We start from the raw sequence: 25,851 nt of genomic DNA, 5'->3' as shown, positions 1-25,851 counted from the left end.
AGTGAAGTCTGGAGGTACCTCATGGCCAAGTATACGCCAATGATTGAACAATATTTGGAAATCAAGCAGCAAGCCCAGGATGCGTTTTTGTTTTTCCGCCTGGGCGATTTTTACGAAATGTTTTTCGAGGACGCCTTAAAGGCCTCCCGGGAACTGGAAATTACGTTAACCGGCCGGGAAGGCGGCGGGGACGAAAAAATCCCGATGTGCGGGGTTCCCTACCATTCGGCTGAGAGTTACATACAGCGGCTGATCGAGAAGGGCTACAAAGTAGCCATTTGCGAGCAGCTGGAGGACCCGGCGGTGACCAAAGGCATGGTCAAGCGCGGCATCGTCCGCGTCGTGACGCCGGGGACGATCATGGAAGGCAAAAACGTAGCCGACAAATCCAACAACTATTTGGTATGCGTGACCGAGACCGACCGCATGATGTCGCTGGCGGCCTGCGATCTGACGACAGGCGAGCTGTACGTGACTTCCATGCCCGCATCCGTGGAGTGGCTGCGCGACGAAATCGGCATCTACGAACCGGCGGAAGTGATCGGGGACCCGAAAATGCTGGATTTGATCAAGGCGGAACAGCTCCAGTGGAGCCGGCCGGTCGTCTACACGTCATGGGAGAAAAGGGAGGAGCAGACGGTCCGCGCGCAGTTCGGCGAATCGGCCTGGGCCCGGCTCGATCCGGAGCGGCAGGCATGCGTGGCCGTGCTTATTTCATACCTGAGCGAGACGCAGCGGCGTTCGCTCGGCCAGTTGACGCAAATTTCGCCCTATGAACCCGGCCATTACATGATTCTCGATCCGTTCACGCGGCGAAACCTGGAGCTCGTCGAGACGGTGCGCGACCGATCCAAGAAAGGGTCGCTGCTCTGGCTGCTGGACCGGACCGAAACGTCGATGGGGGCCCGGCTGCTGCGCAGATGGATTGACAAGCCCCTTCTGCACCGCGGGCCGATCGAAGAGCGCCTGGAAGCCGTGGAGCATCTCTACAACCAGTTTATCCTGCGGGAAGACCTGCGGGCTGCGCTGAAAGACATTTACGATCTGGAGCGGCTGGTCGCAAGAATCGCTTTCGGCAATGCGAACGGGCGGGACCTGAACGCCCTCAAGCTGTCGCTGGCGCAAATTCCTTCCTTGAAGGAGCTGTGCGCGTCGTCAGCGTCTTCCACCCTGCGGAAGCTGGCGGCGGAGATGGACGAATGCCGCGATCTTTATGAAGCGATCGACGCGGCGATCGTCGACGATCCGCCCGTATCTGTGAGGGACGGCGGTTTGATCAAGCCGGGCTATCACGATCATCTGGACGAGCTCAGAGAAGCCAGCGTGAACGGCAAACGCTGGATCGCCGAGCTTGAGGCCAAGGAGCGTGAAGCGACGGGCATCCGCTCGCTGAAGGTCGGATTCAACAAAGTGTTCGGGTATTACATTGAAGTGACCAAATCGAATCTGGGCACCCTCCCGGAAGGCCGGTACGAACGGAAGCAGACGCTGGCCAATGCCGAGCGGTTCGTAACGCCGGAATTGAAGGAGAAAGAGGGGCTCATTCTCGAAGCCCAGGACAAAATGGTGGACCTCGAATATTCCCTCTTCAGCGGACTAAGGGACCGGCTGAGCGCGGAAATCCCGCGGCTGCAGGCACTCGCCGAGAAGGTCGCCGTCACCGACGTCTATCAGTCGCTGGCAGCCGTCAGCGCGGAGCAGGGCTTTGTGAAGCCCAAGCTGACCGAAGGTTATGACCTGGTCGTAGAGAACGGGCGCCATCCGGTGGTCGAGGCGGTGATGAAGGACGCCTCCTTCATTGCCAACGGGACCCGGCTGACCCGGGAGGAAGCGGCGATTCTGCTCATTACCGGGCCGAATATGGCCGGAAAGAGTACGTATATGCGGCAGGTGGCGCTGATCTCGATCATGGCGCAAATCGGGTGTTTCGTGCCGGCCAAGGCGGCGGAAATTCCGCTCGTGGACCGGATCTTTACCCGGATCGGAGCGGCGGATGACCTGATCGGCGGCCAGAGCACGTTCATGGTGGAAATGGCCGACATTCAGGTCATGACCGAAAAAGCGACGCCGCGCAGCTTGATCATTATCGACGAGCTGGGCCGGGGAACGTCGACCAGCGAAGGCATGGCTATCGCCCAGGCGGTGATCGAATATGTCCATGATACGATCGGCTGCAAGGCGCTCGTATCGACCCATTTTCACGAGCTTGCGCATTTGGAGGACAGCCTGCAGAGCCTGCGCAATTACTCCATGGCGGTGCAGGAGAGCGGCGACAAGGTTCACTTCCTGCGGAAGCTGATCGCCGGGCCAGCCGGCAGCAGCTACGGCATCTACTGCGCCCGGCTGGCCGGGCTGCCGTCGTCCATTATAGGACGGGCGTACACGCTGCTGCAGGGCCTTGAGGAAAGCGCAGCCCAGACCGCTGCGGCCGCAGAAGCGACCAAGGCTGAACCGCCGGTACAGCTCAGGGAGCGGGCGGATGCTGGCGAATGGGAACGTTCGCTGACGGATGCGGAAGCAGGGCACGCCGAACCGGCTGTCGGAGCTTCCGTTCAGGAGCCGGCTTCAGGCCGGGGAGAGTTAAGCGTTGCGGAAGTCGTACAGCTCTCGATATTCGGGGATGAAGAGCTGGAGCCGGTGAAACGAAGCGCTGCCGCTCCTGAACCGCAGCCGGTTCATCCAGCGGTAACGCAAATTTTGGAGTCGGTGAAAAGCGCCGACGTCATGAACATGACGCCGCTGCAGGCCATGCAGCTGCTGAACGAGCTGAAAATGAAGGCAAAGGATCTGTAAACAAGTGGGACAAGGCCGATTGTCCGTTCATATCTTTTTTTGAAATGGGGGAACGGTATGGCGAAAATTCGCGTTTTGGACGAGCACATAGCCAACCAGATAGCGGCTGGTGAAGTGGTTGAGCGTCCCGCCTCGGTTGTGAAAGAACTGGTGGAGAACGCCATTGATGCCGGAAGCTCTCGAATCGAGGTCACAGTGGAGGAGGGCGGGCTTGAAAGCATCCGCGTAACCGACGACGGCTCGGGGATCGAGCCGGAGGACGTTAGCACCGCCTTTTACCGCCATGCGACGAGCAAAATCGAAAACAGCAGGGATCTGTTCAACATCACGAGCCTCGGGTTCCGCGGCGAGGCGCTGCCGAGCATCGCCGCCGTGGCCAAAGTGGAATTGGTCACGGCGAGCGCCGATAACGGGCTCGGGCGGCGAATCGTCATCGAAGGCGGCAGGCTCGTGACCGAAGAGGACACGGCGGCGCCGAAGGGTACCGACTTGACGGTCCGGGAACTCTTCTACAACACGCCGGCACGGTTAAAATATATGAAGACGATCCAGACGGAACTGGGGCATATTTCCGATTACATGTACCGCATCGCCCTGTCGCATCCGGAGATCGCGATTACGCTGCGGCATAACGGAAACGTGCTGCTGCAGACCGTCGGGAACGGGGATCTGCTGCAGGTGGTCGCCGCCATATACGGCCGGCAGGCCGCCAAGGCATTGCTGCCGATCCATGCGGAGAACCTGGACTTTACGATCGATGGGTACGTCAGCCGTCCGGATTGGACCCGCTCGAACCGGAATGGGATCTCGATCATCGTCAACGGGAGGTACATCCGCAGCTACGGCCTGAATCAGGCCATTCAGCGGGCGTACCATACGCTGCTGCCGATCAACCGCTACCCGCTCGCCGTCCTGGAAGTCAAGATGCATCCATCCCTGGTGGACGTCAACGTGCATCCGGCCAAGCTGGAGGTGCGCTTCAGCAAAGAGCAGGAGCTGTTCCCGTTCGTGGAGAGCAGTATCCATCAGGTGCTCCGGCAGGAAGTGCTCATTCCGCAGCCGGTTAAGCAGAGCATCGGCGATAAGGATAAAGGATCGTTTATTCAGGAGCAGTTTCACTTCTCCAAAAGCCCGGCCCCGCAGGCCGGTCCGATGGACGGGCTCATGGACGGCGGGGAAGCCCCGCTGCCGCAGGATCCCGGCCCAGCCGGTCACACCGCAAATTCGGTTGCTGACGGCTCCCTCACTCCGGTGAGCGCATCAGGCAGCTTGCCGGTGAAGTCTCCTCTGGCTGCCGGGCCGGAAGGCGCCGGCACGGGCTTCTCCGGCCCGCGTGCACAGGCGCCGGCGCAGCAAGGCTATTCCGGTCAGAGCAGCCCGAATGCAGGAAGCGTGCGCAACCCCGGTGAAGCTGCCTATGCGCAGCAGAAGCTTCCGTATTCTGCGCGCGAAACGGTACGCGAAAATACGGTTCCCGGCTACCGGCTGAACTTGTCGCAGAGCGGGCGGGTATCGCAGAGCTCGAACCCAGCGCTGGCCAGCCGGCTGCTGGCGGGCACAGAGGCGCCGCCCGAAATTCCGCCTTTTCCGGAGCTGACGCTGATCGGCCAGCATCACGGGACGTATCTGATCGCCCAGAACGCGGACGGGCTGTTCCTGATCGACCAGCACGCAGCGCATGAGCGGATCAATTACGAATTCTATTACGAGAAATTCGGCCGTCCGGCTGATGCTTCCCAGGAGCTGCTGCTGCCGATCACGCTGGAGTTTACGCCGTCGGAGTCGGAGCAGCTGACGCAGAAACTGCACTGGTTCGAGCAGGTCGGCGTATATCTGGAGCATTTCGGCGGGCAGACCTTCCGCGTGGTTTCCCATCCATACTGGTTCCCTAAAGGGGAGGAGAAAGCGCTGATCGAAGAGATGGCCGAATGGGTCCTCAGCGAGCGGAGCATCGATCTGGCCAAGCTCCGCGAGACGTCGTCCATTCTCTGCTCCTGCAAAGCTTCAATCAAGGCGAACCAGAAGCTGACCGAGCAGGAAGCGACGACGCTGCTGGACCGCCTTGCGGCATGCCGTCAACCTTATACCTGCCCACACGGACGGCCGATCGTCGTTTCCTTTTCGACCTATGACCTGGAAAAACTGTTTAAGCGCGTTATGTAACGCGGCAGGCGGTTCAACATCGTGGCCAGCGGAAAGTGACGGAGAAGGACGGTTCATAAAACGAATTAAGGTGTATAACTAAACCAACAGCTCATTTGCTTGGCTGGTGCCCGATTTTATACAGGATTGGAGATTGTCATGATTATTACGACGGGGGATAAAGCGGCTGAATCGATCGTAGGCAGGGCGGTCGCCCTGGCCAACGAGACGGGGGGCAAATATGTCCCGAGAAGCCACACCCCATTAACAAGAATGGCCAAAATGCACGGCGATGACGAAATCATCGTCGTGCTGGACGGTGGAGCGAGGCTTGTCAGGCCGGGAAGTCCGCCGATGGAGTTTCATCCCAGCATGGGCTTTGTCCGCGCCAAGCGGCTGCTCAAGGGCGAGAGCGACCCGATGCTGGACGCGGCGTCGATGACTGCGGGGGACACGGTGCTCGACTGTACGGCAGGCCTCGGGTCGGATTCGCTCGTATTTGCGGTCCAAGGAGGGCCCGGCGCGCATGTCACCGCGGTTGAAAGCTCGCCGGCCCTGGCGGCGTTGCTTGCCGAAGGGCTGGCTCACTACCGTTCCGGCCTGGCCGAGGTGGATGACGCCATGCGCCGGATCCGGGTGGCCTGCGGCCATCATCTGGACGTGCTGCGCAAACAGCCGGACAACAGCGTGGACATTGTATACTTCGACCCGATGTTCCGCGAGCCGTTGATGGATTCTTCGTCCATCAGTCCGCTGCGCGGGTTTGCCAACAGCGACCCGCTGCAGCCGGAGAGCATCCGCGAAGCCGTCCGGGTCGCGCGCAAGACCGTTGTGCTGAAGGAGAAAAAAGGCAGCGGCGAATTTGCCCGTCTCGGCTTCGTGCCGGTCGACCGGCCGCATTCAAAAATTTCGTATGGAGTGATATGTGTTGACCGACCGCTTGACAACTGAGACGAAGCCGCGGCTGCTGGTGCTGATCGGCCCCACGGCCGTCGGCAAAACCAAAATGAGCATTGAGATCGCCAAGGCGCTGGGCTGCGAGATTATCTCCGGGGATTCCATGCAGGTCTACCGCCAGATGGACATCGGGACAGCCAAAATTACCAAAGAAGAGATGCAGGGCATCCCTCATCACCTGATCGACATACACGAGCCGGACGAAGCCTACTCGGTCGCCGAGTTTCAGGAAGAATGTTCCCGGCTGATCGCGGATATCCATGCCAGGGGCAAGCTGCCTTTTATCGTCGGGGGAACCGGTCTGTACGTCGAATCGGTCTGCTACGGTTTTCAGTTTGCCGAAGCGGGAGAGGACAAGGCGTTCAGGCAGGAGCAGGCCGACTATGCGGAGCGTTACGGTGCAGAGGCACTTCATGCCCGGCTGGCGGAAGTCGACCCGGAGAGCGCCCTGAGGCTGCATCCCCATGACCAAAGGCGCATTATCCGGGCGCTTGAGATCTATCATTTGACGGGTATCCCTCTTTCGGCCCAGTTGAAGAGCCAAACCCGGGAATCGCCGTATCAATTATGCCTGGTCGGTTTGACAATGGATAGGCAAATGCTATATAAACGTATTGAAGCCCGTATCGATGAGATGCTGGAGCAGGGTTTGGTAGAAGAGGTTTCTTCTCTGCTGGATAAGGGCTACGGACCGGATCTGGTCTCGATGCAGGGACTGGGTTACAAACAGATCATCTCATATTTGCAGGGTGAAGCTACCCTGGAAGAGGCTGTTGCAATTTTGAAGAGAGATACGCGCAGGTTTGCCAAACGCCAGCTGTCCTGGTTCCGCCACATGAAGGAAATCCAGTGGGTGGACGTCACGGACACGGGAAATTTTCTCGCGAATTTCGCCGCAATCCGTGATATAATAGCAGGAAAGTTTCTCTTAAATCTTGAATATACTTCAAAACAATCTAATTGAATCGTTGGGGGTACGGCTAATGAACAAATCCATCAATATCCAAGATACATTTTTAAACCAGCTTCGCAAAGAAAACATCCCTGTCACCATTTTTCTTGTGAACGGATTTCAAATCAGAGGCTTAATCAAGGCGTTTGACAACTTCACCGTCGTGGTGGATACGGACGGCAAGCAGCAAATGCTGTTCAAGCATGCGATTTCAACGGTTACGCCTCAACGCAATGTATCCCTGATGCAGGAAACCCAGAACGAGGTATAATTTAACAGGACAAGCCTCATAGCTGAAACTTTTTCAAATGACTTTCGTTAAAGAGTATAGAATGGCGGGGATGCGGGTAAATCCGTTATAGACGTTCATTCTGTAAGCATAGGAAATGGAGCGGAGCAACCTGCAAGGGTTGTTCTTTTCATTCCGAGCTTAGAAATCAAAAAGGGAGTCAGGAGGGTACCATGGACAACAACAAGCTGTCGAGGTCTGATAGAAACAAAGAACAGCCCAAGACAATGAAAAAGACAACCAAGAATAAAAAGAAAAAAATATCCGGAAAGCGCGTGTTTTGGACGTTATTTTTCACCTGTGCATTTGCTATCTTCTGTGCGCTTGCCGGATATTTGTATATTACGGTCAACGGGGAGCGTCTGCTGCAGGCGAACAAGGATAAGCTGACCGTACACGAAACATCTAAGGTATTCGACCGCAACGGCAATCTGATGGGCGAGCTGTCCCTGCAGAAGAGCGATCCGGTCCAGAGCGAGGATATTCCGAAGCTGCTGAAGGAGGCTTTTGTGGCGACAGAGGACAAACGCTTCTATGAGCACAGCGGCGTCGATCTGTGGTCGATCGGCCGGGCGGCCGTCAAGGACGTCATCGCCAGATCCAAGGTCGAAGGCGGCAGTACCATTACGCAGCAGCTCGCCAAAAACATTTTTCTGACCCGGGACAAAACGTTCTTCCGGAAGGCGACCGAGGTGTCCATCGCCATGGCGCTGGAACGGAACATGAACAAGGACGACATCATTACGATGTACTTGAACCGGATCAATTTCGGCGGGCAAATCTACGGAATCAAGGAAGCGTCGAAGTATTATTTCGGCGTAAGCGATTTGAATCAGTTGAAGGTTTGGCAAATGGCCACCTTGGCGGCTATGCCAAAGGGTCCTTCGAAATACAATCCGGTGCGCAATCCGGACTTGTCTATGCAGCGCCGCGCCGTCGTGCTGAACCTGATGGCCCAGGAAGGGTACATCACGCAGGAAGAGGCCGACGCTGCGAAAAAAGTCGAATATACGTATAAACCGCCGAAAAAACAGCTGCAGTATCAGAACTTCATGGACTATGTCATGAATGAGGCGGAAGACGTTACCGGGCTCAGCGAAGACGATCTGAACATCGGCGGATACAAAATTTATACGACGATGGATGCGAATGCCCAGAAAGTGCTGGAGAAAGAGTTTGCAGACGAATCGAACTTCGAGAAAAGCCCGGATGACCAGCCGGTGCAGGGCTCCATGGTCATCATGAACCAGGAGTCGGGAGCGCTCGTCGCTCTGCTCGGCGGACGGGATTATACGCGCGGCGGCTACAGCCGTGTCACGAACAGCCGCAGGCAGCCGGGGTCGGCCTTTAAGCCGATCGTCTCGTACGCGCCTGCACTGGAAAGCGGCAAGTTTGATATGTACTCGTCGCTCAGCAACAAGAAGCAATGCTTCGGCAGCTACTGCCCAGGCAACCTGCACGGATACTCGGATACGATCGGCATGGCCGAAGCGATCCAGAAATCCGAGAACATTCCGGCTGTATGGCTGCTGAACCAAATCGGGGTAAATACCGGCTTCAAATTCGCGGAATCCCTCGGCATCCAGCTGACCGAAGATGACAAGAACCTTGCGATGGCGCTCGGCGGTATCAGCAAGGGAACGAACACGCTGGAAATGGCTCAGGCGTACAGCGCCTTTGCCAACGGCGGCAAGATGAACGAGGCGTACTCGATCAAGAAGATCGTCGACAGCGACGAAAAGCCGGTTTATGAGCATAAAGACAGCGCCAAGAAAGTCATGAGCGAAAATACCGCATACCAAATGACCGAAATGATGAAAAAGGTCGTTGAAGACGGTACGGGCCGGAAAGCCAGAATCGACCGTCCGGTAGCGGGTAAGACAGGCACAACGCAAAGCGGTTATACCGGTGTCAAATCGAACCGCGACGTATGGTTCGTCGGCTACACGCCTGAACTGACCGCTGCGGTTTGGATGGGTTATGACAAGCCGGACAAAACGCATCTGCTGCACAACAGCAGTCCGCTGGCGGCGGCTTTCTGGGGCAAGGTCATGGACCAGGTCGTGAAGGACTTCCCTCAGAAGGAGTTCCCGGTTCCGGACAAAGTCAAAGATCAGGAGCCGGTGAAGGAACCTGAGCAGGATCAGAACCAGGGCCACGTAAGCGGCTTGAGCGCGGATTACAACATCGACACGCAGACGGTTACGCTGGGCTGGAACGGCGTAGATTCCGGCGACGCCCAGTACCGTATCTACCGCAAAGAATCGTCCGAAGCGAACTACTCGCTGATTCTGGATGGCGTAGCCGGCACGACGGCCCAGGATATGGGAGCACTGCCGGGTATGACGTACGAATACTATGTCACGGCATACTTCCCGGATTCGGGTACCGAGTCGGATCCGTCCAATACGGTGCAGATTACGATCGATACACCGCCTGATGAACAAACCCCGCCTGATCAGAACAACGGAGATAACGGTCAGGACGGAAACGGTAACCCGGATAACGGCAATACCGACAACGGCCAGGGCGGAGATAACGGCGATATGGGTAACGGAAATGGGAGCGATAACGGTAATAATGGAAATTGGAATGACGGCGGCCCGGGCAATAACGGCAATGGAAACGGCAACGGGAACGGCGGTTCCAATGGCAACAACGGCAGTGGCCATGGAGGCGGCGCCAATAACGGCAGCGACGGATCTAGCGGGGATACAACCGGCGATAGCGGCACAGGTACGATAACCCCGCCAGAGAACGGCGGAACGACCGACAATGGCAGCAGTGACGGAACAGGGAGCACCAACGGAACGACCTTCCAAAACCCGGGTGATTCCAGTTCCGGCAGCACAGGAACCGTGACCACTCCGTAACCGAATAGAATAAGTTTTGTTTTAGACCCCTTTCATTTGGGGGTCTTTTTTTTGCTGCCCGCACCTCTGTCAGGCAATATTTTGAGTGTGATTCCCAAATGTGATAAGCTGAAGACACCATATTGGAGAGGGAATTTTCCATGAAACGAAAATTTGGAGATCGAGCGAACTGGCGCCGGATTTCCCGCCGCCGCTTCGCCTGCCGTTATGTTGAGAGCGATGCATTCACAGGCTATATTACGCTGTACACGATTTACAACCTGAAAGAGCCGCTCTGGAAAAACTACGGAAATCACACTTACCGCATCGCGGATAAAGGATACTCATGGCTGCAGTACTTTCCACATAACAGCCATTATATTGTCACGGCGATGTTCGACGAACGGAGCGAAATTATCCAATGGTACATCGACACCTGCAAAACGCAGGGGGTCACGGAACAAGGCGTGCCTTGGTTTGACGATTTGTATCTGGATGTGGTCGTCCTTCGAAACGGAGAGGTGTTCCTGCTGGATGAGGACGAACTGGATGATGCGCTGACCCGTGGGGATATCACCAGGGAAGACTACCAATTGGCAATCTCAACGGCGAAGAACGTAATGAAAGCCATTGATGCGCATCAGTTTCCGTACTTCCTCATGTCCCTTGAGGACCGGAAGCGATTATTTGACAACGGTGAATTCAGGAGGAAGTCATGAACGTCCGCAGCGGGGGGCCGGTGGCCGTAACCAAGCATAAGAAAATGTCCGTGCTTCGAAAGCTGCTCATTGCCTTCGCCGTTCTGGTCCTGCTCGGACTGCTGTGGGTCGGGTATGCATGGCGGCTCATGAACGGGGCCCACAGCTCCGTACCGGCATCGGCAAGCGATGTCGGCATTATTCTCGGCGCATCGATGTGGGGGGACTCGCCGAGCCCCGGTCTCCGGGAACGCTTGGACGAAGGGCTCCGCCTCTATCAGGAAGGCAAGTTTCCGTATATTATCGTCACCGGAGGCCTGGACCGGGCGGATTACAAGTATACCGAAGCCGAAGGCATGCGGAATTACCTGGTGGACCACGGCGTGCCGGCATCCGCTATTATTCTGGAAAACAAGGCGACGAGTACCTATGAAAATTTGCTGTTCAGCCGGGAGATTATGAGAGAACGGGGATGGCAAAGCGCCGTCATCGTTACGCATCAATACCATGGCATGCGCTCATTGGACATTGCGAAATTTTTGGACTACACCCGACCGGCCCTTGGTTTAACAGAGTCCAGAACGCTTCAGATGAAGTATCACAAGCCGCGGGAAGTGCTGGCCTACACCAAATGGAAGCTGGATGAGCTGCTGCTGCTGACAGGCCTGAAATAGATGGGAAACTGCTAATAACGCCTGGGCAAGTAGAATACATTGAATAGAGAATACATCTCTGTAGATAAATGAGGTGATGGATGCATGAACGGGCGTATAGCGGCCGCGAACGGCCGGCCGGAGGGCAGGCCATCCAGACAAATCAATGTGATTTTGCGCAGCCAGGAGCCTCCTGTCGTCAGCAGCGCCGTTCCGGAGAAGGAATCGGTCCCTGCCCAGAAGAATACAGCTCAGCACAGCCTGTATCAGGAAATTCAAAAAGAGCTGGATCAGCTGGTAGGGCTGGACAGCATCAAGGATTTCGTGTTTGAAATTTACGCCATGCTCCAAATCGCCCATATGCGTCAGGAAGCGGGGCTGGCCAGCGGCGGACATGTATATCATATGGTGTTTAAAGGGAACCCCGGCACGGGTAAAACCACAGTAGCACGAATCATCGCCAAGCTGTTTCAAAAAATGGGTGTGCTGAGCAAAGGCCACCTGATCGAAGTGGAACGCGCCGACCTTGTCGGTGAGTATATTGGACATACCGCGCAGAAAACCAGGGACTTGGTCAAGAAGGCGCTTGGCGGCATTCTTTTTATCGATGAAGCGTACAGTCTGGCCAGAGGCGGCGAGAAGGATTTCGGCAAAGAGGCAATCGATACGCTGGTCAAGGCGATGGAAGACCACAAAAATCAGTTCATTCTGATTCTTGCCGGATATTCCGAGGAGATTGACTTTTTTCTGCAAACGAATCCGGGGCTGCCGTCGCGTTTTCCGATTCAGGTCGATTTCCCCGATTATACGATCGATCAGCTGATCCAGATCTCCGAGCTGATGGCCAAGGAGCGGGACTACATCCTGATGCCGCAGGCGATACTAAAATTGAGGCAGCACCTGATTCAGGAGAAAGGCGAAAGCGAGCACGCCTTCAGCAATGCGAGGTACGTACGCAACACGATCGAGAAGTCCATCCGGAATCAGGCTGTGCGGCTGCTGAATCATTATGCGCACAGCAACCCGGGTAAGCTGGAGCTTATGACGCTCCGGACCGAGGATTTTAAGCTGGAAGCCAAAGGCGCGCCCGGCAGTTAGAACTGATCTTTATTTTGCAGCAATGGACGCTGAAGCGAAAAGGAGCAGATCATCATGGCAAACCAAACGTATGACACGAATCATGAAATTCCGGACCGGGCCGTACTGGTCAGCCTGGTGACCGACGAGGTGAAGAGATCCGGCATGAACACGGAGCACTCGCTTCAAGAGCTCGTCCGGCTGGCCGAGACGGCCGGCGTGGAAGTGCTGGAAATGCTAGTGCAGAACCGGGATGTGCCGGATGCGAGATGGTTTATCGGCAAGGGCAAGGTGGAAGAGCTGAAGCAGGCCCTGGAAATGCATGGCGGCAATACGGCCATCTTTGATCAGGAGCTCTCCGGCGCCCAGGTCCGGAACCTGGAGGAGGCCCTCGATGCCAAAATCATCGACCGCACCCAGCTTATCCTGGATATTTTCGCCCAGCGCGCCAAAACGCGCGAAGGGATTATCCAGGTGGAGCTGGCTCAGCTGACGTACCTGCTTCCACGGCTGTCCGGACACGGCAAGAACCTTTCCCGTCTCGGCGGAGGAATCGGGACGCGGGGACCGGGGGAAAGCAAGCTGGAAACCGACCGCCGGCACATCCGCGGTCGAATCGGCGACCTGAAACGCCAGCTTGAAGAGGTTACCAAGCACCGGAAGCTGCACCGCGGCCGCCGGCAGAAGAGCGGGGTGGTCCAGGTCGCGCTGGTGGGCTACACGAACGCGGGCAAGTCAACGCTGCTCAAACAGCTGACCAACGCTGACGTCTATATCGAAAACCAGCTGTTTGCGACGCTGGATCCAACCTCGCGCATCATGAAGCTGCCCGGCGGCAGTGAAGTGATCCTGACCGACACGGTCGGCTTCATCCAGAACCTCCCGCATGACCTCGTCGCCGCGTTCCGCGCCACGCTGGAGGAAGTGAATGAGGCTGATCTCGTGCTGCACGTCGTAGACGCATCGTCGGAGATGCGCGATGAACAAATGCGGGTGGTGGATTCTATTCTGGAAGAGCTGGGGGCGGCTGACAAGCCGCAGCTGATCCTTTTTAACAAAAAAGACGCCTGCACCCCGGAACAGCTGGAGATGCTGCCGTCCGGGACGGGTTATTTAAAAATCAGCGCTTTTGCGGAAGGAGATCTGCTGGCTGTTCGCGAAGCAGTACAGACTAGGTTGACGGGAGATACATTAACCTTCCGCGTACCTGCCGGACGCGGTGATATATTATCCCAGCTGCACCGGGTCGGCGAAGTGATTGGCCAGGATGCCGACAATGATGATATGATTTATACGGTGCAGGTGCACAAGCCTGACTATGAGAAGTACGGTTACATCGTAGAGAGCTATAAAGAACAGGTCAGACCTTCTGACCAATGAGAAGTGAGGAGAAACCGGGAACATGGTAACATTTGCAGATGAACTTATACAGTGGAAAGATACAGCCGAGCGGCGGATCGAAGATCAGCTCCGGACGGTGGACGGAATCGTGGACCATAATCAGTGGAAGGTCATCGAAGCGTTCCAGCGCCATCAGGTGAGCGATTTTCATTTCGCCGGCTCAACCGGTTATGCCTATAACGACCGAGGAAGAGAAGTGCTTGACTTGGTGTATGCGGACGTATTCGGAGCCGAAGCCGCTCTGGTACGCCCGCATTTTGCTTCCGGGACCCATACAATTTCAACGGCCTTGTTCGGGGTGCTCCGCCCTGGCGACGAGCTGTTCTACATTACCGGACGGCCGTATGACACATTACATAAGGTGATCGGCCGCAAAGGGGATGGTACGGGCTCCCTGGCCGATTTCGGGATTACTTACCGCGAAGCTGCCTTGGCTGCGTCAGGAGACGTAGACTGGGAGGCTGTAGAAGCAGGCATTTCCGGCTCAACGAAGGTGATCGGCATCCAGCGGTCGCGCGGATATGACTGGCGTTCCTCGTTCACGGTGGAGCAGATTGGTGAAATGGTCCGGCGCGTAAAGCGAATCAAGCCGGATGTGATCGTGTTCGTGGACAACTGCTACGGCGAATTTACGGAGGAAATAGAGCCGACGCAGGTCGGAGTAGATCTGATGGCGGGCTCGCTGATCAAAAACCCCGGCGGGGGTATTGCCGAAACCGGCGGCTATATTTGCGGCAGACAAGCCCTCGTCGATCTTGCAGCCTATCGGCTGACCGCCCCGGGCATCGGCGGTGAGGTGGGAGCGATGCTGGGAGCGACCCGGGGGATTTACCAGGGACTCTTCTTGGCGCCGACGCTTGTGGGACAAGCGGTCAAGGGCAGCATTTTCGCAGCCGCGATGTTTGAGCAGGCGGGGTTCGAGAGCAAGCCGGCATGGAACGAGAAGCGCACCGACCTGATCCAGGCCATTTCCTTTACCGGACCGGATCATTTGATCGCTTTCGTTCAGGGGATCCAGCGCGCAGCAGCGGTCGACAGCCACGTCGTACCCGAACCGTGGGACATGCCCGGCTACGAGCATCCGGTCATTATGGCGGCCGGGACGTTCATTCAAGGGGGAAGCCTGGAGCTGTCTGCAGACGCGCCGATCCGCGAGCCTTATATCGGATACATGCAGGGCGGACTCACCTATTCACACGTCAAATATGGCGTAATGATGGCGTTACAGACGATGAAAAATCGAAAATTATTGTAAGTTTATCTGACACGTTATTGACGTGTGATATCATGAAATGTACAATGGAACATGAGAAATAGTTCATGTGGAAGGTTGAGATGAGTCATGGGTGATGAAATTCGCAGAAACATGGCATTATTCCCGATAGGTATCGTCATGAAGCTGACCGATTTGTCCGCGCGGCAGATCCGGTATTACGAACAGCACAATTTGATCGTGCCTGCGCGCACCTCCGGCAACCAGCGGTTGTTCTCGTTTAACGATGTGGAGAGATTGCTGGAGATTAAGGCGCTCATTGAGAAGGGCGTCAACATCGCGGGAATCAAGCAGGTCATGAATCCTGTGTCCAAAGAGTCTGAGGAAGCCACTGTCCTTAATGCCGACACCGAGGTAAAGCGCAGAGAACTGTCGGAATCTCAGCTGCACCGTTTGCTGAAGCAGCAGCTGGTATCTGGTAAGAGACCGGGTCAGGTCTCATTGATTCAAGGCGAGCTGTCCCGGTTTTTTAATAAAAAATAACAGGAATCACATGTGAGAAAGGGAGAGGATATCGTGAGTTATACTAAAGAGGATATTCTGCGTATTGCGGAGGAAGAGAACGTCCGTTTTATCCGTCTTCAATTCACGGACTTGCTGGGAACGATCAAAAATGTGGAGATTCCCGTCAGCCAGCTGAAGAAGGCGCTCGACAATAAAATGATGTTCGATGGATCTTCTATCGAAGGTTATGTGCGCATCGAGGAATCCGATATGTACCTGTATCCGGATTTGGACACTTGGGTCATTTTCCCTTGGGTGACGGAAGACCGCGTTGCGCGTCTCATCTGTGACATTTATATGCCGGATGGCACTCCGTTTGCCGGAGACCCTCGCGGTATTCTGAAACGCAACCTGAAAGAAGCGGAAGCGATGGGCTACACGTCCATGAACGTAGGTCCGGAGCCGGAATTTTTCCTGTTCAAGACTGACGAGAAAGGCAATCCGACGACGGAACTGAACGACCAGGGCGGATATTTTGACCTGGCCCCGACAGACCTCGGCGAGAACTGCCGCCGCGAGATCGTATTGACACTGGAAGAAATGGGATTTGAAATCGAGGCTTCCCACCACGAAGTGGCACCGGGACAGCACGAGATCGACTTTAAATACGAGAACGCCGTGAAGGCAGCAGACCAGATCCAAACGTTCAAACTGGTCGTTAAAACGATTGCCCGTCAGCATGGTCTGCATGCGACCTTTATGCCGAAGCCGCTGTTCGGCGTGAACGGTTCCGGTATGCACTGCCACCAGTCGCTGTTCAAAGGCAACGAGAACGCCTTCTACGACGAGTCCGACGAGCTGGGCCTGAGCGCCACCGCCCGCTATTACATGGCAGGCGTGCTGAAGCATGCCCGCGCCATGGCAGCCATCACGAACCCGACGGTCAACTCTTACAAGCGCCTCGTTCCAGGTTATGAAGCTCCGTGCTACGTAGCTTGGTCCGGCAGCAACCGCAGCCCGATGATCCGGATTCCGGCTTCCCGCGGTTTGAGCACACGCGTTGAAGTTCGTAACCCGGATCCTGCAGCGAACCCGTACCTGGCACTTGCCGTTATGCTGAGAGCCGGCCTTGACGGCATCAGCAACGAGCTGAAGCTGCCGGCGCCGATCGACCGCAACATCTACGTGATGTCCGAAGAAGAGCGCATTGAAGAAGGCATCCCAAGCCTGCCGGCCGACCTGAAGGAAGCCCTCGGCGAACTCATTCGCGACGAAGTCATCATCGACGCGCTCGGCGAGCATGCCCTGGCTCACTTCTACGAGCTGAAGGAAATCGAATGGGATATGTACAGAACACAAGTTCATCAATGGGAACGCGATCAATACATCACGCTGTACTAAGAGTGGACAATCCCTGCACCTGACCGGTGCGGGGGATTTTTTTGCGGCTGACAGGCCGCTGCCCAATCTCACTGTTCTTACCATTTAGCCTATACCTCTTTATGCTTTTCGCCATATGAATATGGTGTACCTTATAAATCAAGGAGGTTATCACATGAGCGATGGCGTTGGAGGCGTTGGAGTAGGATACGGTTATGGTGGTTTGTGGGGCGGAGGCGTAGGAGCAATCCTGGTCCTCTTCATCCTGCTGGTCATCATCACAAAAGCCTTTATTTACTAAAATAAAGGAACTGAAAGCCCGTTGGCATCTGCCGGCGGGCTTTTCTTGTCGTGACCGGCATCATCCTTTCAGCGATGCACACAGATCACTTTTTCAGCACATGTAAAGCCGCTCTTAATTTTCTGGCAAACGTAACGGGGTTCTCGACGGTTTCCAAATGAAGGTACATCAATCTCGGCTTTTCAAAGAGCCAGTGATTGTGGATGGCGGTCACTTTAAAACCCTGCTTGCGGGCGGCACTGGTAAAGCGCTGGACTTCCGACTGAAGCAGCGTGATTTCCGCTGTGTTGAGCGTTGTGCCGTTTTTCAAAGATTGAATCGTGATTTCGTGTTCGGTTTCATAGTTTCTGCCGAGAATTTTGGCATTCAGCTTTCTCTCGATCATGATGGAGCAGCTTTTTCCGTCCGACGTGCCTTTTCCCCCGAGAATGGCGGCCAATCGGTCGCACAGCGATTTGGAGATGTTCATAAACGGATTTCTCCTTCCCTCTCTCGTTGCTCTATCTTATGCAATAGAGCGGTTGGAAGGTAAAGCAGGAGTCTATAACTCTATAAAATTGTTTTGTTGTCCTGCGAAATTGGATACAATGGCATAGTAACCAATCCTGTATATGGAGTGAGTGTCGTGGTGAAATCCGTTGATTTACCCTCCTAAAATCGCGAAATACACATTTTAGGAGGGTTCATACATGAAATTTATTCCGATCCAAAACGGGCAGTGGGACAGACAGCCTTATTTTGACCACTATTTCAAACAGAACCGGTGCACCTTCAGCATGACAGCCAACATCGAAATCACCTTGCTGCTGGGCGAGCTGAAAAAGAGGGGGATGAAGCTGTACCCCGCCTTTTTGTACATGCTGTCCAGAATCGTAAATGCGCATGTGGAGTTTCGGATGGATATTCGGGAGGAGAAGGTTGGCTACTGGGAGCAGATGAGTCCGTGTTATACAATTTTTCATCCGGAAAACCATACCTTCTCCGCGATCTGGACGGAGTACAGCAGCAGCTGCCGGAGCTTTATGGAACTTTACCGGGAGGATCAGCTCCGTTATGGGGAGAGTATGGGGCTGTTTACGAAAAAAGACATGCCGCCTCATACCTTCTCCGTATCCATGATTCCATGGGTCAGTTTTACCGGCTTTAACCTGAATCTGGATCATGGCGGAAGCTACCTGCTGCCGATCATCACAGGGGGCAAGTATTTTCGGGAAGGGAAGCACGTTCTGCTTCCGGTTTCGCTGCAGGTGCATCATGCCGTCTGTGACGGGTATCATGCCGGGATGTTCCTGCAAGAGCTGCAGCAGCTCGCCGACACCTGCACCGATTGGATGGATTGAGGGATGTACACGCTATAAATGAGGATGAAAGGATTCTCAGGGGACCCTTACAGGGTTCCTTTTTTTGTCGATTGTTCAGCAATGCCTCGTTTATAATATTGCATTGTCTGGGGCAATCATTTAAGGGGACCTTTAGAAATTAAACCTATTTCCTGAATTTCTCACCTCCCTTTTCGAGTCGAATCGCGGCATAATGAACCCATACCAAACAAAAAGGGGATAACAAGATGGCAAAGATGTCGAAATTATTAAGCATCGTGCTTACAGGCACCTTGGCGCTTAGTCTTACGGCTTGTGGAAGCGGTAACAAGGAGGATTCTGGCAGCAGTGCATCGGGCGCGGCCGGATCCAACAGCAGCACATCCGACACATCGAAGGATAAGAACATTACGATTACTTTCCAAAACATCTATCCGGACCCGACGGATCCGAAGAACAAGATCATGAACAAGATTGTGGACCAGTATGAGAAGGATCACCCGAATATCAAAATCGAACTGGATTCGCTCAACACCGACCAGCAGAAGCTGAAGCTGAAAACGCAGGCGGCCTCCAAGGAAATTCCGGACATTACGGTCGTGAACCCGGCGGCGCAAATGCAGCCTTTTGTCGATGCCAAGCTGCTGGCTCCGCTTGATGATATGCTGGCCGAAAACGGTCTGAAGGACACGTTCCAGGACGGGCTGCTGGACTGGTACAGCTTTGACGGCAGCACGTATGCGGTACCGGATGGCAACAACATCGGCGTGGTGTACTACAATAAAGAACTGTTTGAAAAAGGCGGCGTGAAGGTTCCAAGCACGTTTGAGGAAATGGTCGACGTCGTCAAAACGCTGAAATCCAAAGGCATCCAGCCAATGGCCATCGGCGAGAAAGACACCTGGACGGGTTCGTTCCTGTTCATGAACATGCTGCTCCGCACGAACAACGGCCCTGGATTCCTGAAGGACGTTCTCGACAAGAAAAAGACATTTGAAGATCCAGCCTTCGTAGAGGCGGTAGACGCGTTCCAGAACCTCGTACAGGCTGGAGCTTTCCAGGAAGGTGCAACATCCTTCGACTACAATGCCGGCGAGAACCTGTTCAAAACCGGTAAAGCAGCGATGTACTACATGGGAACGTGGGCAACGGGCGGCATTGAATCGTCATCCGTTAACGGCAAAGTCGGCGTCTTCAAATTCCCGACGATCGGCGGCAAGGGCAACCCGGACGAATTCATGCTGGCACCAGGTAGTGGTTTCGCTATTGCAGCGGACAGCAAGCATCTTGCCGAAACGAAGGAGTTCCTCAACTACTTCATGCTGAACTTCCCGAAAGAAGCCTTTGAAGCTAAAGGCGCGGTCGGGATCGGCCAGAAAGTGGACGGCGACTTCAAGGCTGCAGGATATTCCGACATGGCGATGGACGTGCTGAACATGTTCAAGGATGTCAAAGGCGGAGACCTGGCGTTTGACAACACGATGAATCCGGGCACGGCCCAGGTTCACCTCTCCAGCATTCAAAACCTGTTCGCCCAGAAGAAAAATTCGGCGGACGTGGCCAAAGAGCATCAAGCCGGGTTCGAAGATAACAATCAATAATCAACGGATACAAATCCAGCTTCTTATAGAGAGAACAGGTATTTAAACATGAAGGGGACGCATTTCGGATGCCGTTCCCTTCAATTCCCATGAGGAATATTGCAGCCAAGAAGGAGAAGGAGGAGAGGTAAGTCGTGAACGTGCTGAAGGTCTCCCGCTGGACGATTGCCGCGTTTGTGCTTCCTTGCTTAATCATCTATATCGGTATTGTGTTTGTTCCCATCCTCGTATCCATGTACAGCGGTATGCTGGACTGGAACGGGATCGGCGAATCGACGTTCGTGGGTCTGGCCAATTTCAAAAAGCTGCTGTTCCACGACTCGGTATTTTGGCCGTCGGTGCGGAGAACGTTGATGTTTGCGGTGTTCTCCATGGCCGAGATTCCGATCGCACTGCTTGTAGCCATACTGCTGAAGCGTTACGTGCGAAAACCGAATTTTTTGGTTTCCAGTTACTTTTTACCGGTCATCTTGTCCGTGGTCGTCGTCGGCCAGCTGTGGAAAACGATCTATAACCCGGCTTCGATGGGCGGTATGCTGAATCAAATCCTGGATGCAGTCGGACTGCATTCCTGGGGCAAAGCCTGGCTCACCGATCCTTCGGTCGCCATGTATTCGCTGTATTTCGTCGCCCTGTGGCAGTACCTGGGTTACCACACCCTCATTCAATTTACAGGCATTTCGAATGTCCCGGACGATGTGTACGAAGCGGCCCGTATCGACGGTGCCGAAGGCTTTAAAGCGGATTGGCACATTACGTTTCCGCTGATTGTCCCGATTTTCAAAATTTCCATCGTGCTGGCCTTCATCGGCTCGCTGCAGGCATTCGACATGATCATGGTCATGACGGGCGGCGGACCGGCGCATGCCACGGACGTCATTTCCACGCACATGTACAATATGTCGTTCACGTCCATGAAATACGGTTACGGCAGCTCGATCGCCGCATTCCTGGTGGTGCTCTGTCTGGCCGCCACATTCTGCATCAACTTCATTTTCAACAAACTGGAGAAACGATACTCGTAAAGGAGGAAACCGCCAATGAACACAAGCACAGCCGTCGCTTTGAACAAGCAGGTGGCCGTAACCAGACGCAAACGGTTTTCCGTTACGAAAGCCATCGTGTTTCTGGTGCTGGGCATTCTGTTTGTAACCCAGGTGTATCCACTGTTGTGGCTGCTCCTGTATTCCTTGAAATCCAATGAAGAAATTTTGTCGGGCAGCTTCTTTGCCCTTCCGCATTCGCCGCAGTGGGCCAATTACAGCGCTGCGCTGGAGGGCAACTATTTCCGCTATTTGTTGAACAGCATCTTTGTCACATCCGTGACGATGATTGCGGTCATTATTCTCAGCTCCCTGTGCGCCTATGCGATCAGCCGTTTCCGGTGGCGTTTTGGCGGGGCGGTCATGGTCGTATTCTTGATCGGGATGATGATCCCGATGCAGGCGACGCTGCTGCCGCTCATGATCATTTTCAAAAACATGCATATTCTGAATACGCATCTGTCGATCATTTTGCCGTATGTGGCATTTTCCATGCCGATCGCCATCTTTATTCTGAGCGGGTTCATGAAAACCATTCCGCATGAAATCGAAGAATCCGCGGTGGTGGACGGAGCGGGGATCGGACGCATATTCTCGAGCATCATCCTGCCGATCTCGGTTCCGCCGGTGATGACGGTGTGTATCCTGACATTCATCAACATCTGGAACGAATATATTTTGGCGGCGACGTTTATCTCATCGGAAAAGCTGAAAACACTGCCGTTCGGCGTCAACAGCTTCGTCAGCCAATACTCGGTCAACTACGGGGCCATCGGCGCATTTCTTGTGCTGGGCGCGCTCCCGGTTATCATTATCTACTTCCTACTCGCCGACAAGATCACCCAGGGTATGGTAGCAGGTGCAGTAAAAGGTTAGTAGGGCAAAGACGGTTTCTGTGATAGAATGACAAATGGATGACCGGATACGAAAGGGGATTGTATCTGTGGGGCGACATTTTCGTTCGATTCACAGCCGTCTTTTTCTGCTGTTTCTATGCTGCATGACCGGCATATTGATATTGATCAGCGTTGTGTATTATTACCGCACGATTTCCATTATTCATACCAAGGTGAATGATATCGCCGAGAAGAACATTTCGCAGACCGCCGGACTGTTCAACTCGCTGCTTCAAGGCTACAACAGTCTCTCCAAGTCGCTCAACAGCAACTACGAGCTGACCCGGCTGCTTCAGGAGACCCATGTAAAAGAGACCGTCGCCATCGAAAACGAACGAACGATTACGAATATTATCGGGGCGGCTTACTATTCAAGGAACGATATTACTGGCATCCATATTCTGACCGACAGGGGCAAAGTGTACAGCTATGAGCGCCAGTTCGCCGGGGTCATCGACAACAATTACGCCCAGACGTCCTGGTACAACGAGCTGAACGCCTCGTCGGGCAATATGGTCTGGCTCGGGATGATGCCGGGATCGCCGATCAACACGCTGCAGCAGAAAGAGAACGTCTTTGTGTTCGGCCGGAAGCTGTACGATCTGAACACGCACAAGCAGCTTGGCATCATGGTCATCGAAGCGAATCCTTCGTCCATCATGGAGGCGATGTCCAATGTGACGATCAGCCCGGGAAGCCGCGTGTACCTGATCGATCAGAACAACAACATCATCGCTTCGACCGGTAAAAAAGGGACGGAGGCGCCGCACTTTGCCAGCATTCCGAAGCCGGGTGCCGAGGACGGTATTCTGGTGGATGACAGCTCAAGCCAGCTGGTGGTCGCTGCCAATACGCCTATGGCGGGCTGGACGATCTACGGTTTTACCCCGAAGCACGACATTCAGGCGGAAGTGAACCAGACGACCCAATACCTCGTTATCGTCCTAATCGTGCTGATTATCGTCTCCACGGTTCTGGCCACGCTGGTATCGCGCAACATTGCTTCCCCGCTGAAGCTGCTTATCCGGGAAATGAAAAAGGTGGAGATGGGCAATTTCAGCGGTTCGGTTAATGTCGACTCGTTTGACGAAATCAACAGCCTGGTGTCTTCCTTCAACCGGATGGTGCACCGGATGGATGAGCTGATTGAGACGATCAAGGTCACGACCGTCAGCGAGAAAAACGCGCAGCTGCAGGCGCTGCAGTCCCAGGTGAATCCGCATTTTTTGTACAACACGCTGGACATGATTTACTGGATGCTGGATGAAAAAGGGAATGAACGCCTCAGCAGGGTCATTTTGTCACTGTCGCAAATGTTCCGTTACAGCAGCAACTGGGAAGAGGCTTCCCGGACGACGCTGCGTCAGGAATTGGAACAGATCCGGCATTATTTGACGATTATCGAGAACCGGCTGGAGGATAGGCTTGTACCGAAGATCGATGTGGATCCACAGTGGATGGACGTCACGCTGCCGAAAATGACGATTCAGCCGATTATTGAAAACGCTGTAAAATATGGACTGGAGCCGCTGGATCGGCAGGGCATGCTGCTCGTTACGGCGGAGCAGGTCATGGACGATCTCCATGTCGTCGTTCGGGATAACGGGAAGGGAATGAACGAAGACACGCTGATGCGGGTCAGAAGCTTGCTGGAGGGCGGCAACCGCACGTCGCCCAAAGCGGAGGACAGAGACGGCCCCGTGCTTCGCCGTGGCATCGGTTTGAGCAATGTGCATGAGCGGATCCGAATGATGTTCGGCAGTCCGCACGGTTTATACTTGGACAGTCAAGAAGGGGAAGGAACGACGGTAACCATCCGTTTACCAATCCGGCACCAAGGAGGAATGGAAGATGAACATTTTAGTCGTGGACGATGAGCATGTGATCCGTGACGGAATTAAGCGCACCATCCACCGGGCCTATCCGCAGCATTATGTTCACCTGGCGGCGAATCCGGAGGAAGCGGTACAGCAGCTGCGCAAACACCGGATTGATCTGGTGCTGACCGATATCCTCATGCCGGGAATGACGGGCCTTGAATTGATGCAGCTGTGCCAAGGCAGTTATCCGCATATCAAATGGGTCATTATTTCGGCTTATTCCGAGTTTTCCTACGCCCAGGAAGCCGTCAAGCTTGGGGCTAAGAACTATATGCTCAAGCCGATCGGGAAAGAGCTGCTGCTCTCCATGATATCCGGACTTGCTCAGGAGATGGATCGGGAGAACGAAATCGTGCGCGAGGCGGAGCTGCTGAAGTCTAACCTGAAGTATTTGCGTGAGGCTGTATTTCAGCGCTGGGCGAGCGGACTCGATACCGGGCGCCTTGACGTCGCGTCTATAATTGAGAGCTACCCCGCATTCCAACTGGTGATGGTTAAGATGGAGAGCGACGCACCGGTGCATCTGGAGCATTTTATTATTGAAAATGTGCTTGGTGAGCTGATTGAAGCGCACGGCTGCGGATTTGTGACAAGCATGGACGAAACGAGCCTGATCGGCCTCGTCTCGCTGGGGGAAGAGGGAGGCATGAAACGCCTGACGGATGAGCTGCGCGCTAACTTGAAACGATTCGTCAAGGTGCCTTTCCAGATTCAGTCGACGGGACTCATCACAGACATTCACCGGGTGCCGGAGGAAGTGCGGCGGATGCGCCAGGAATCGGCATCGCTGGAGTACGAATACAACAACCCGGGCGGTAACCGAGCGATCGAGGTTGCGGTGCAGTACATCAAAGCGCACTACCATACGGATCTGTCCCTGGAAAAGGTAGCTTCGGTCGTGTTCCTGAATCCGGTCTACTTCAGCCAGCTGTTTAAGCAGAAGACGGGAAGCGGCTTCAAGGAATACGTCACCAATTTGAGGATCGAACAAGCCTCCAAGCTGCTGCTGCAAACGCATTTAAAGCTGGCCGACATTTCGGACAAAGTCGGATATGTGGACGTCAAGCATTTTACCCAGGTGTTCCGCAAAAAAACGGGAAAAACGCCGACGGAGTACCGTCTGGAGCAAACGGCGGATTCACGTGAGGTGTGTCCCACCTGAATCATCCTGCCTTGATCCCAACGCCGAAAAGAGCCCTTGACCTTCCTGAGTAAGGAAGAGCAAGGGCTCTATTGCTGCTTGTCCAGCATCATCTGCTAGTGAATATCGCGGAACAGCCCGACGACTTTGCCCAGAATGGTGACATGGTTCAGACGCAAAGGTTCGTAAGCCGGGTTCTCCGGTTGGAGCCGGATATGGTCCTTCTCCTTGTAAAACGTCTTCACGGTTGCTTCATCCTCATCCGTCATGGCAACGACGATGTCCCCGTTATCGGCTGTCTGCTGCTGTCTCACGATGACGTAGTCACCGTTATGAATGCCCGCCTCAATCATACTGTCTCCAACGACGGAAAGCATAAATACTTTCTCATCTCCGACATAGTGCTGCGGCAGAGGGAAGTAATCTTCAATGTTCTCCGTTGCCGTGATCGGCACCCCAGCTGTGACCTTGCCTACTACGGGAACTCTGGCGATCGTATGCGTGAACAGATTGCTGCTCTCGGATTCTTCTTGTCCCAACAGTTCAATGGCACGAGGCTTCGTAGGGTCTCTGCGGATCAAGCCTTTCTTCTCCAGTCGGTCCAAATGGCCGTGTACGGTCGAGCTGGAAGCCAACCCTACCGCCTCACCGATCTCACGGACGGACGGAGGATAACCCTTGGCGCGGACTTCATTTCTGATAAATTCCAATATCGCTTGCTGCCGGCTAGATATCTTTGACATTCCCCATCAACCCCAT

The 25,851-nt window shown here is 54.6% G+C and carries 22 protein-coding genes; 20 read left to right on the top strand and 2 right to left on the bottom strand.

The genetic code is table 11. The annotated features are described in order from the left end of the window. Positions 1–21 precede the first annotated feature (21 nt). From mutS to MKY74_RS24650, 14 genes are all read left to right on the top strand, one after another. Positions 22–2,793, top strand: coding sequence for a DNA mismatch repair protein MutS (gene mutS, locus MKY74_RS24715; protein ID WP_076171198.1), 2,772 nt, complete (start codon positions 22–24; stop codon positions 2,791–2,793). Between the two features lie 57 nt (positions 2,794–2,850). Beyond that, a complete protein-coding gene (gene mutL, locus MKY74_RS24710) occupies positions 2,851–4,956 on the top strand; it encodes a DNA mismatch repair endonuclease MutL (RefSeq protein ID WP_076171200.1) in 2,106 nt (701 codons plus the stop codon). A gap of 138 nt (positions 4,957–5,094) precedes the next feature. Next, on the top strand, positions 5,095–5,886 hold the full coding sequence (locus MKY74_RS24705; RefSeq protein WP_076171202.1) for a class I SAM-dependent methyltransferase: 792 nt from the start codon (positions 5,095–5,097) through the stop codon (positions 5,884–5,886). Further along, the gene (miaA, locus tag MKY74_RS24700; protein WP_076171764.1) at positions 5,876–6,856 is read left to right on the top strand and encodes a tRNA (adenosine(37)-N6)-dimethylallyltransferase MiaA; all 981 of its coding nucleotides are present in this window, start codon (positions 5,876–5,878) and stop codon (positions 6,854–6,856) included. Before MKY74_RS24705 ends, miaA begins: the two co-directional genes overlap by 11 nt. Positions 6,857–6,875: 19 nt before the next feature. After that, positions 6,876–7,115: an RNA chaperone Hfq gene (gene hfq / locus MKY74_RS24695; RefSeq protein WP_076171204.1), complete on the top strand. Its 240-nt coding sequence runs from the start codon at positions 6,876–6,878 to the stop codon at positions 7,113–7,115. 191 nt (positions 7,116–7,306) lie between these two features. Beyond that, a complete protein-coding gene (locus tag MKY74_RS24690; RefSeq protein WP_076171206.1) occupies positions 7,307–10,006 on the top strand; it encodes a penicillin-binding protein 1A in 2,700 nt (899 codons plus the stop codon). 140 nt (positions 10,007–10,146) lie between these two features. Further along, positions 10,147–10,704: a DUF402 domain-containing protein gene (locus MKY74_RS24685; RefSeq protein WP_076171208.1), complete on the top strand. Its 558-nt coding sequence runs from the start codon at positions 10,147–10,149 to the stop codon at positions 10,702–10,704. Then, a complete protein-coding gene (locus tag MKY74_RS24680) occupies positions 10,701–11,357 on the top strand; it encodes a YdcF family protein (protein WP_084203931.1) in 657 nt (218 codons plus the stop codon). The genes MKY74_RS24685 and MKY74_RS24680 overlap by 4 nt, the downstream gene beginning before the upstream one ends. Positions 11,358–11,441: 84 nt before the next feature. Continuing rightward, positions 11,442–12,434 (top strand): AAA family ATPase, encoded by a 993-nt coding sequence (locus MKY74_RS24675; protein WP_076171213.1) that lies wholly within the window; start codon positions 11,442–11,444, stop codon positions 12,432–12,434. A 54-nt stretch (positions 12,435–12,488) separates the two neighbouring features. Next, entirely contained in the window at positions 12,489–13,793 is a 1,305-nt protein-coding gene (hflX, locus tag MKY74_RS24670) for a GTPase HflX (RefSeq protein ID WP_076171215.1), read from the top strand. A gap of 22 nt (positions 13,794–13,815) precedes the next feature. Next, positions 13,816–15,069 (top strand): methionine gamma-lyase family protein, encoded by a 1,254-nt coding sequence (locus MKY74_RS24665; protein WP_076171217.1) that lies wholly within the window; start codon positions 13,816–13,818, stop codon positions 15,067–15,069. 87 nt (positions 15,070–15,156) lie between these two features. Then, positions 15,157–15,570: a MerR family transcriptional regulator gene (locus MKY74_RS24660; protein ID WP_076171220.1), complete on the top strand. Its 414-nt coding sequence runs from the start codon at positions 15,157–15,159 to the stop codon at positions 15,568–15,570. Between the two features lie 33 nt (positions 15,571–15,603). Next, complete coding sequence (glnA, locus tag MKY74_RS24655) at positions 15,604–16,932, top strand: type I glutamate--ammonia ligase (RefSeq protein WP_076171222.1); 1,329 nt, start codon at positions 15,604–15,606, stop codon at positions 16,930–16,932. 154 nt (positions 16,933–17,086) lie between these two features. Further along, the gene (locus MKY74_RS24650; protein WP_143811875.1) at positions 17,087–17,212 is read left to right on the top strand and encodes a sporulation protein YjcZ; all 126 of its coding nucleotides are present in this window, start codon (positions 17,087–17,089) and stop codon (positions 17,210–17,212) included. An 85-nt stretch (positions 17,213–17,297) separates the two neighbouring features. On the opposite strand, the gene MKY74_RS24645 is transcribed toward MKY74_RS24650, so the two are convergent. Beyond that, positions 17,298–17,681 (bottom strand): DUF1259 domain-containing protein, encoded by a 384-nt coding sequence (locus MKY74_RS24645; RefSeq protein WP_076171225.1) that lies wholly within the window; start codon positions 17,679–17,681, stop codon positions 17,298–17,300. Positions 17,682–17,901: 220 nt separating this feature from the next. On the opposite strand from MKY74_RS24645, the gene catA reads away from it, so the two are divergent. The 6 genes from catA (at position 17,902) to MKY74_RS24615 (ending at position 25,113) form a co-directional block, all read left to right on the top strand. Next, positions 17,902–18,552 (top strand): type A chloramphenicol O-acetyltransferase, encoded by a 651-nt coding sequence (gene catA, locus MKY74_RS24640; RefSeq protein ID WP_076171227.1) that lies wholly within the window; start codon positions 17,902–17,904, stop codon positions 18,550–18,552. A gap of 227 nt (positions 18,553–18,779) precedes the next feature. Beyond that, a complete protein-coding gene (locus MKY74_RS24635; protein WP_076171230.1) occupies positions 18,780–20,132 on the top strand; it encodes an extracellular solute-binding protein in 1,353 nt (450 codons plus the stop codon). 134 nt (positions 20,133–20,266) lie between these two features. Beyond that, the gene (locus MKY74_RS24630) at positions 20,267–21,157 is read left to right on the top strand and encodes a carbohydrate ABC transporter permease (protein WP_076171233.1); all 891 of its coding nucleotides are present in this window, start codon (positions 20,267–20,269) and stop codon (positions 21,155–21,157) included. A gap of 15 nt (positions 21,158–21,172) precedes the next feature. Continuing rightward, the gene (locus MKY74_RS24625; protein ID WP_084203932.1) at positions 21,173–22,051 is read left to right on the top strand and encodes a carbohydrate ABC transporter permease; all 879 of its coding nucleotides are present in this window, start codon (positions 21,173–21,175) and stop codon (positions 22,049–22,051) included. 67 nt (positions 22,052–22,118) lie between these two features. Then, positions 22,119–23,948 carry a sensor histidine kinase gene (locus MKY74_RS24620; protein ID WP_076171236.1) on the top strand — a complete coding sequence of 610 codons (1,830 nt, stop codon included), beginning with the start codon at positions 22,119–22,121 and terminating at the stop codon, positions 23,946–23,948. Continuing rightward, positions 23,923–25,113, top strand: a complete 1,191-nt coding sequence (locus MKY74_RS24615; RefSeq protein WP_076171238.1) for a response regulator — start codon at positions 23,923–23,925, stop codon at positions 25,111–25,113. Before MKY74_RS24620 ends, MKY74_RS24615 begins: the two co-directional genes overlap by 26 nt. Before the next feature lie 95 nt (positions 25,114–25,208). Here MKY74_RS24615 and lexA read toward each other — a convergent pair whose 3' ends face one another. Next, a complete protein-coding gene (gene lexA, locus MKY74_RS24610) occupies positions 25,209–25,835 on the bottom strand; it encodes a transcriptional repressor LexA (protein WP_076171240.1) in 627 nt (208 codons plus the stop codon). Positions 25,836–25,851: the final 16 nt, after the last annotated feature.

Source organism: Paenibacillus sp. FSL R5-0378, from assembly GCF_038009285.1.
GTDB classification, from domain to species: domain Bacteria; phylum Bacillota; class Bacilli; order Paenibacillales; family Paenibacillaceae; genus Paenibacillus_AQ; species Paenibacillus_AQ favisporus.
The sequence above is the reverse complement of the archived record's forward strand: the minus strand, read 5'-3'. Positions and strand labels throughout refer to the sequence as shown.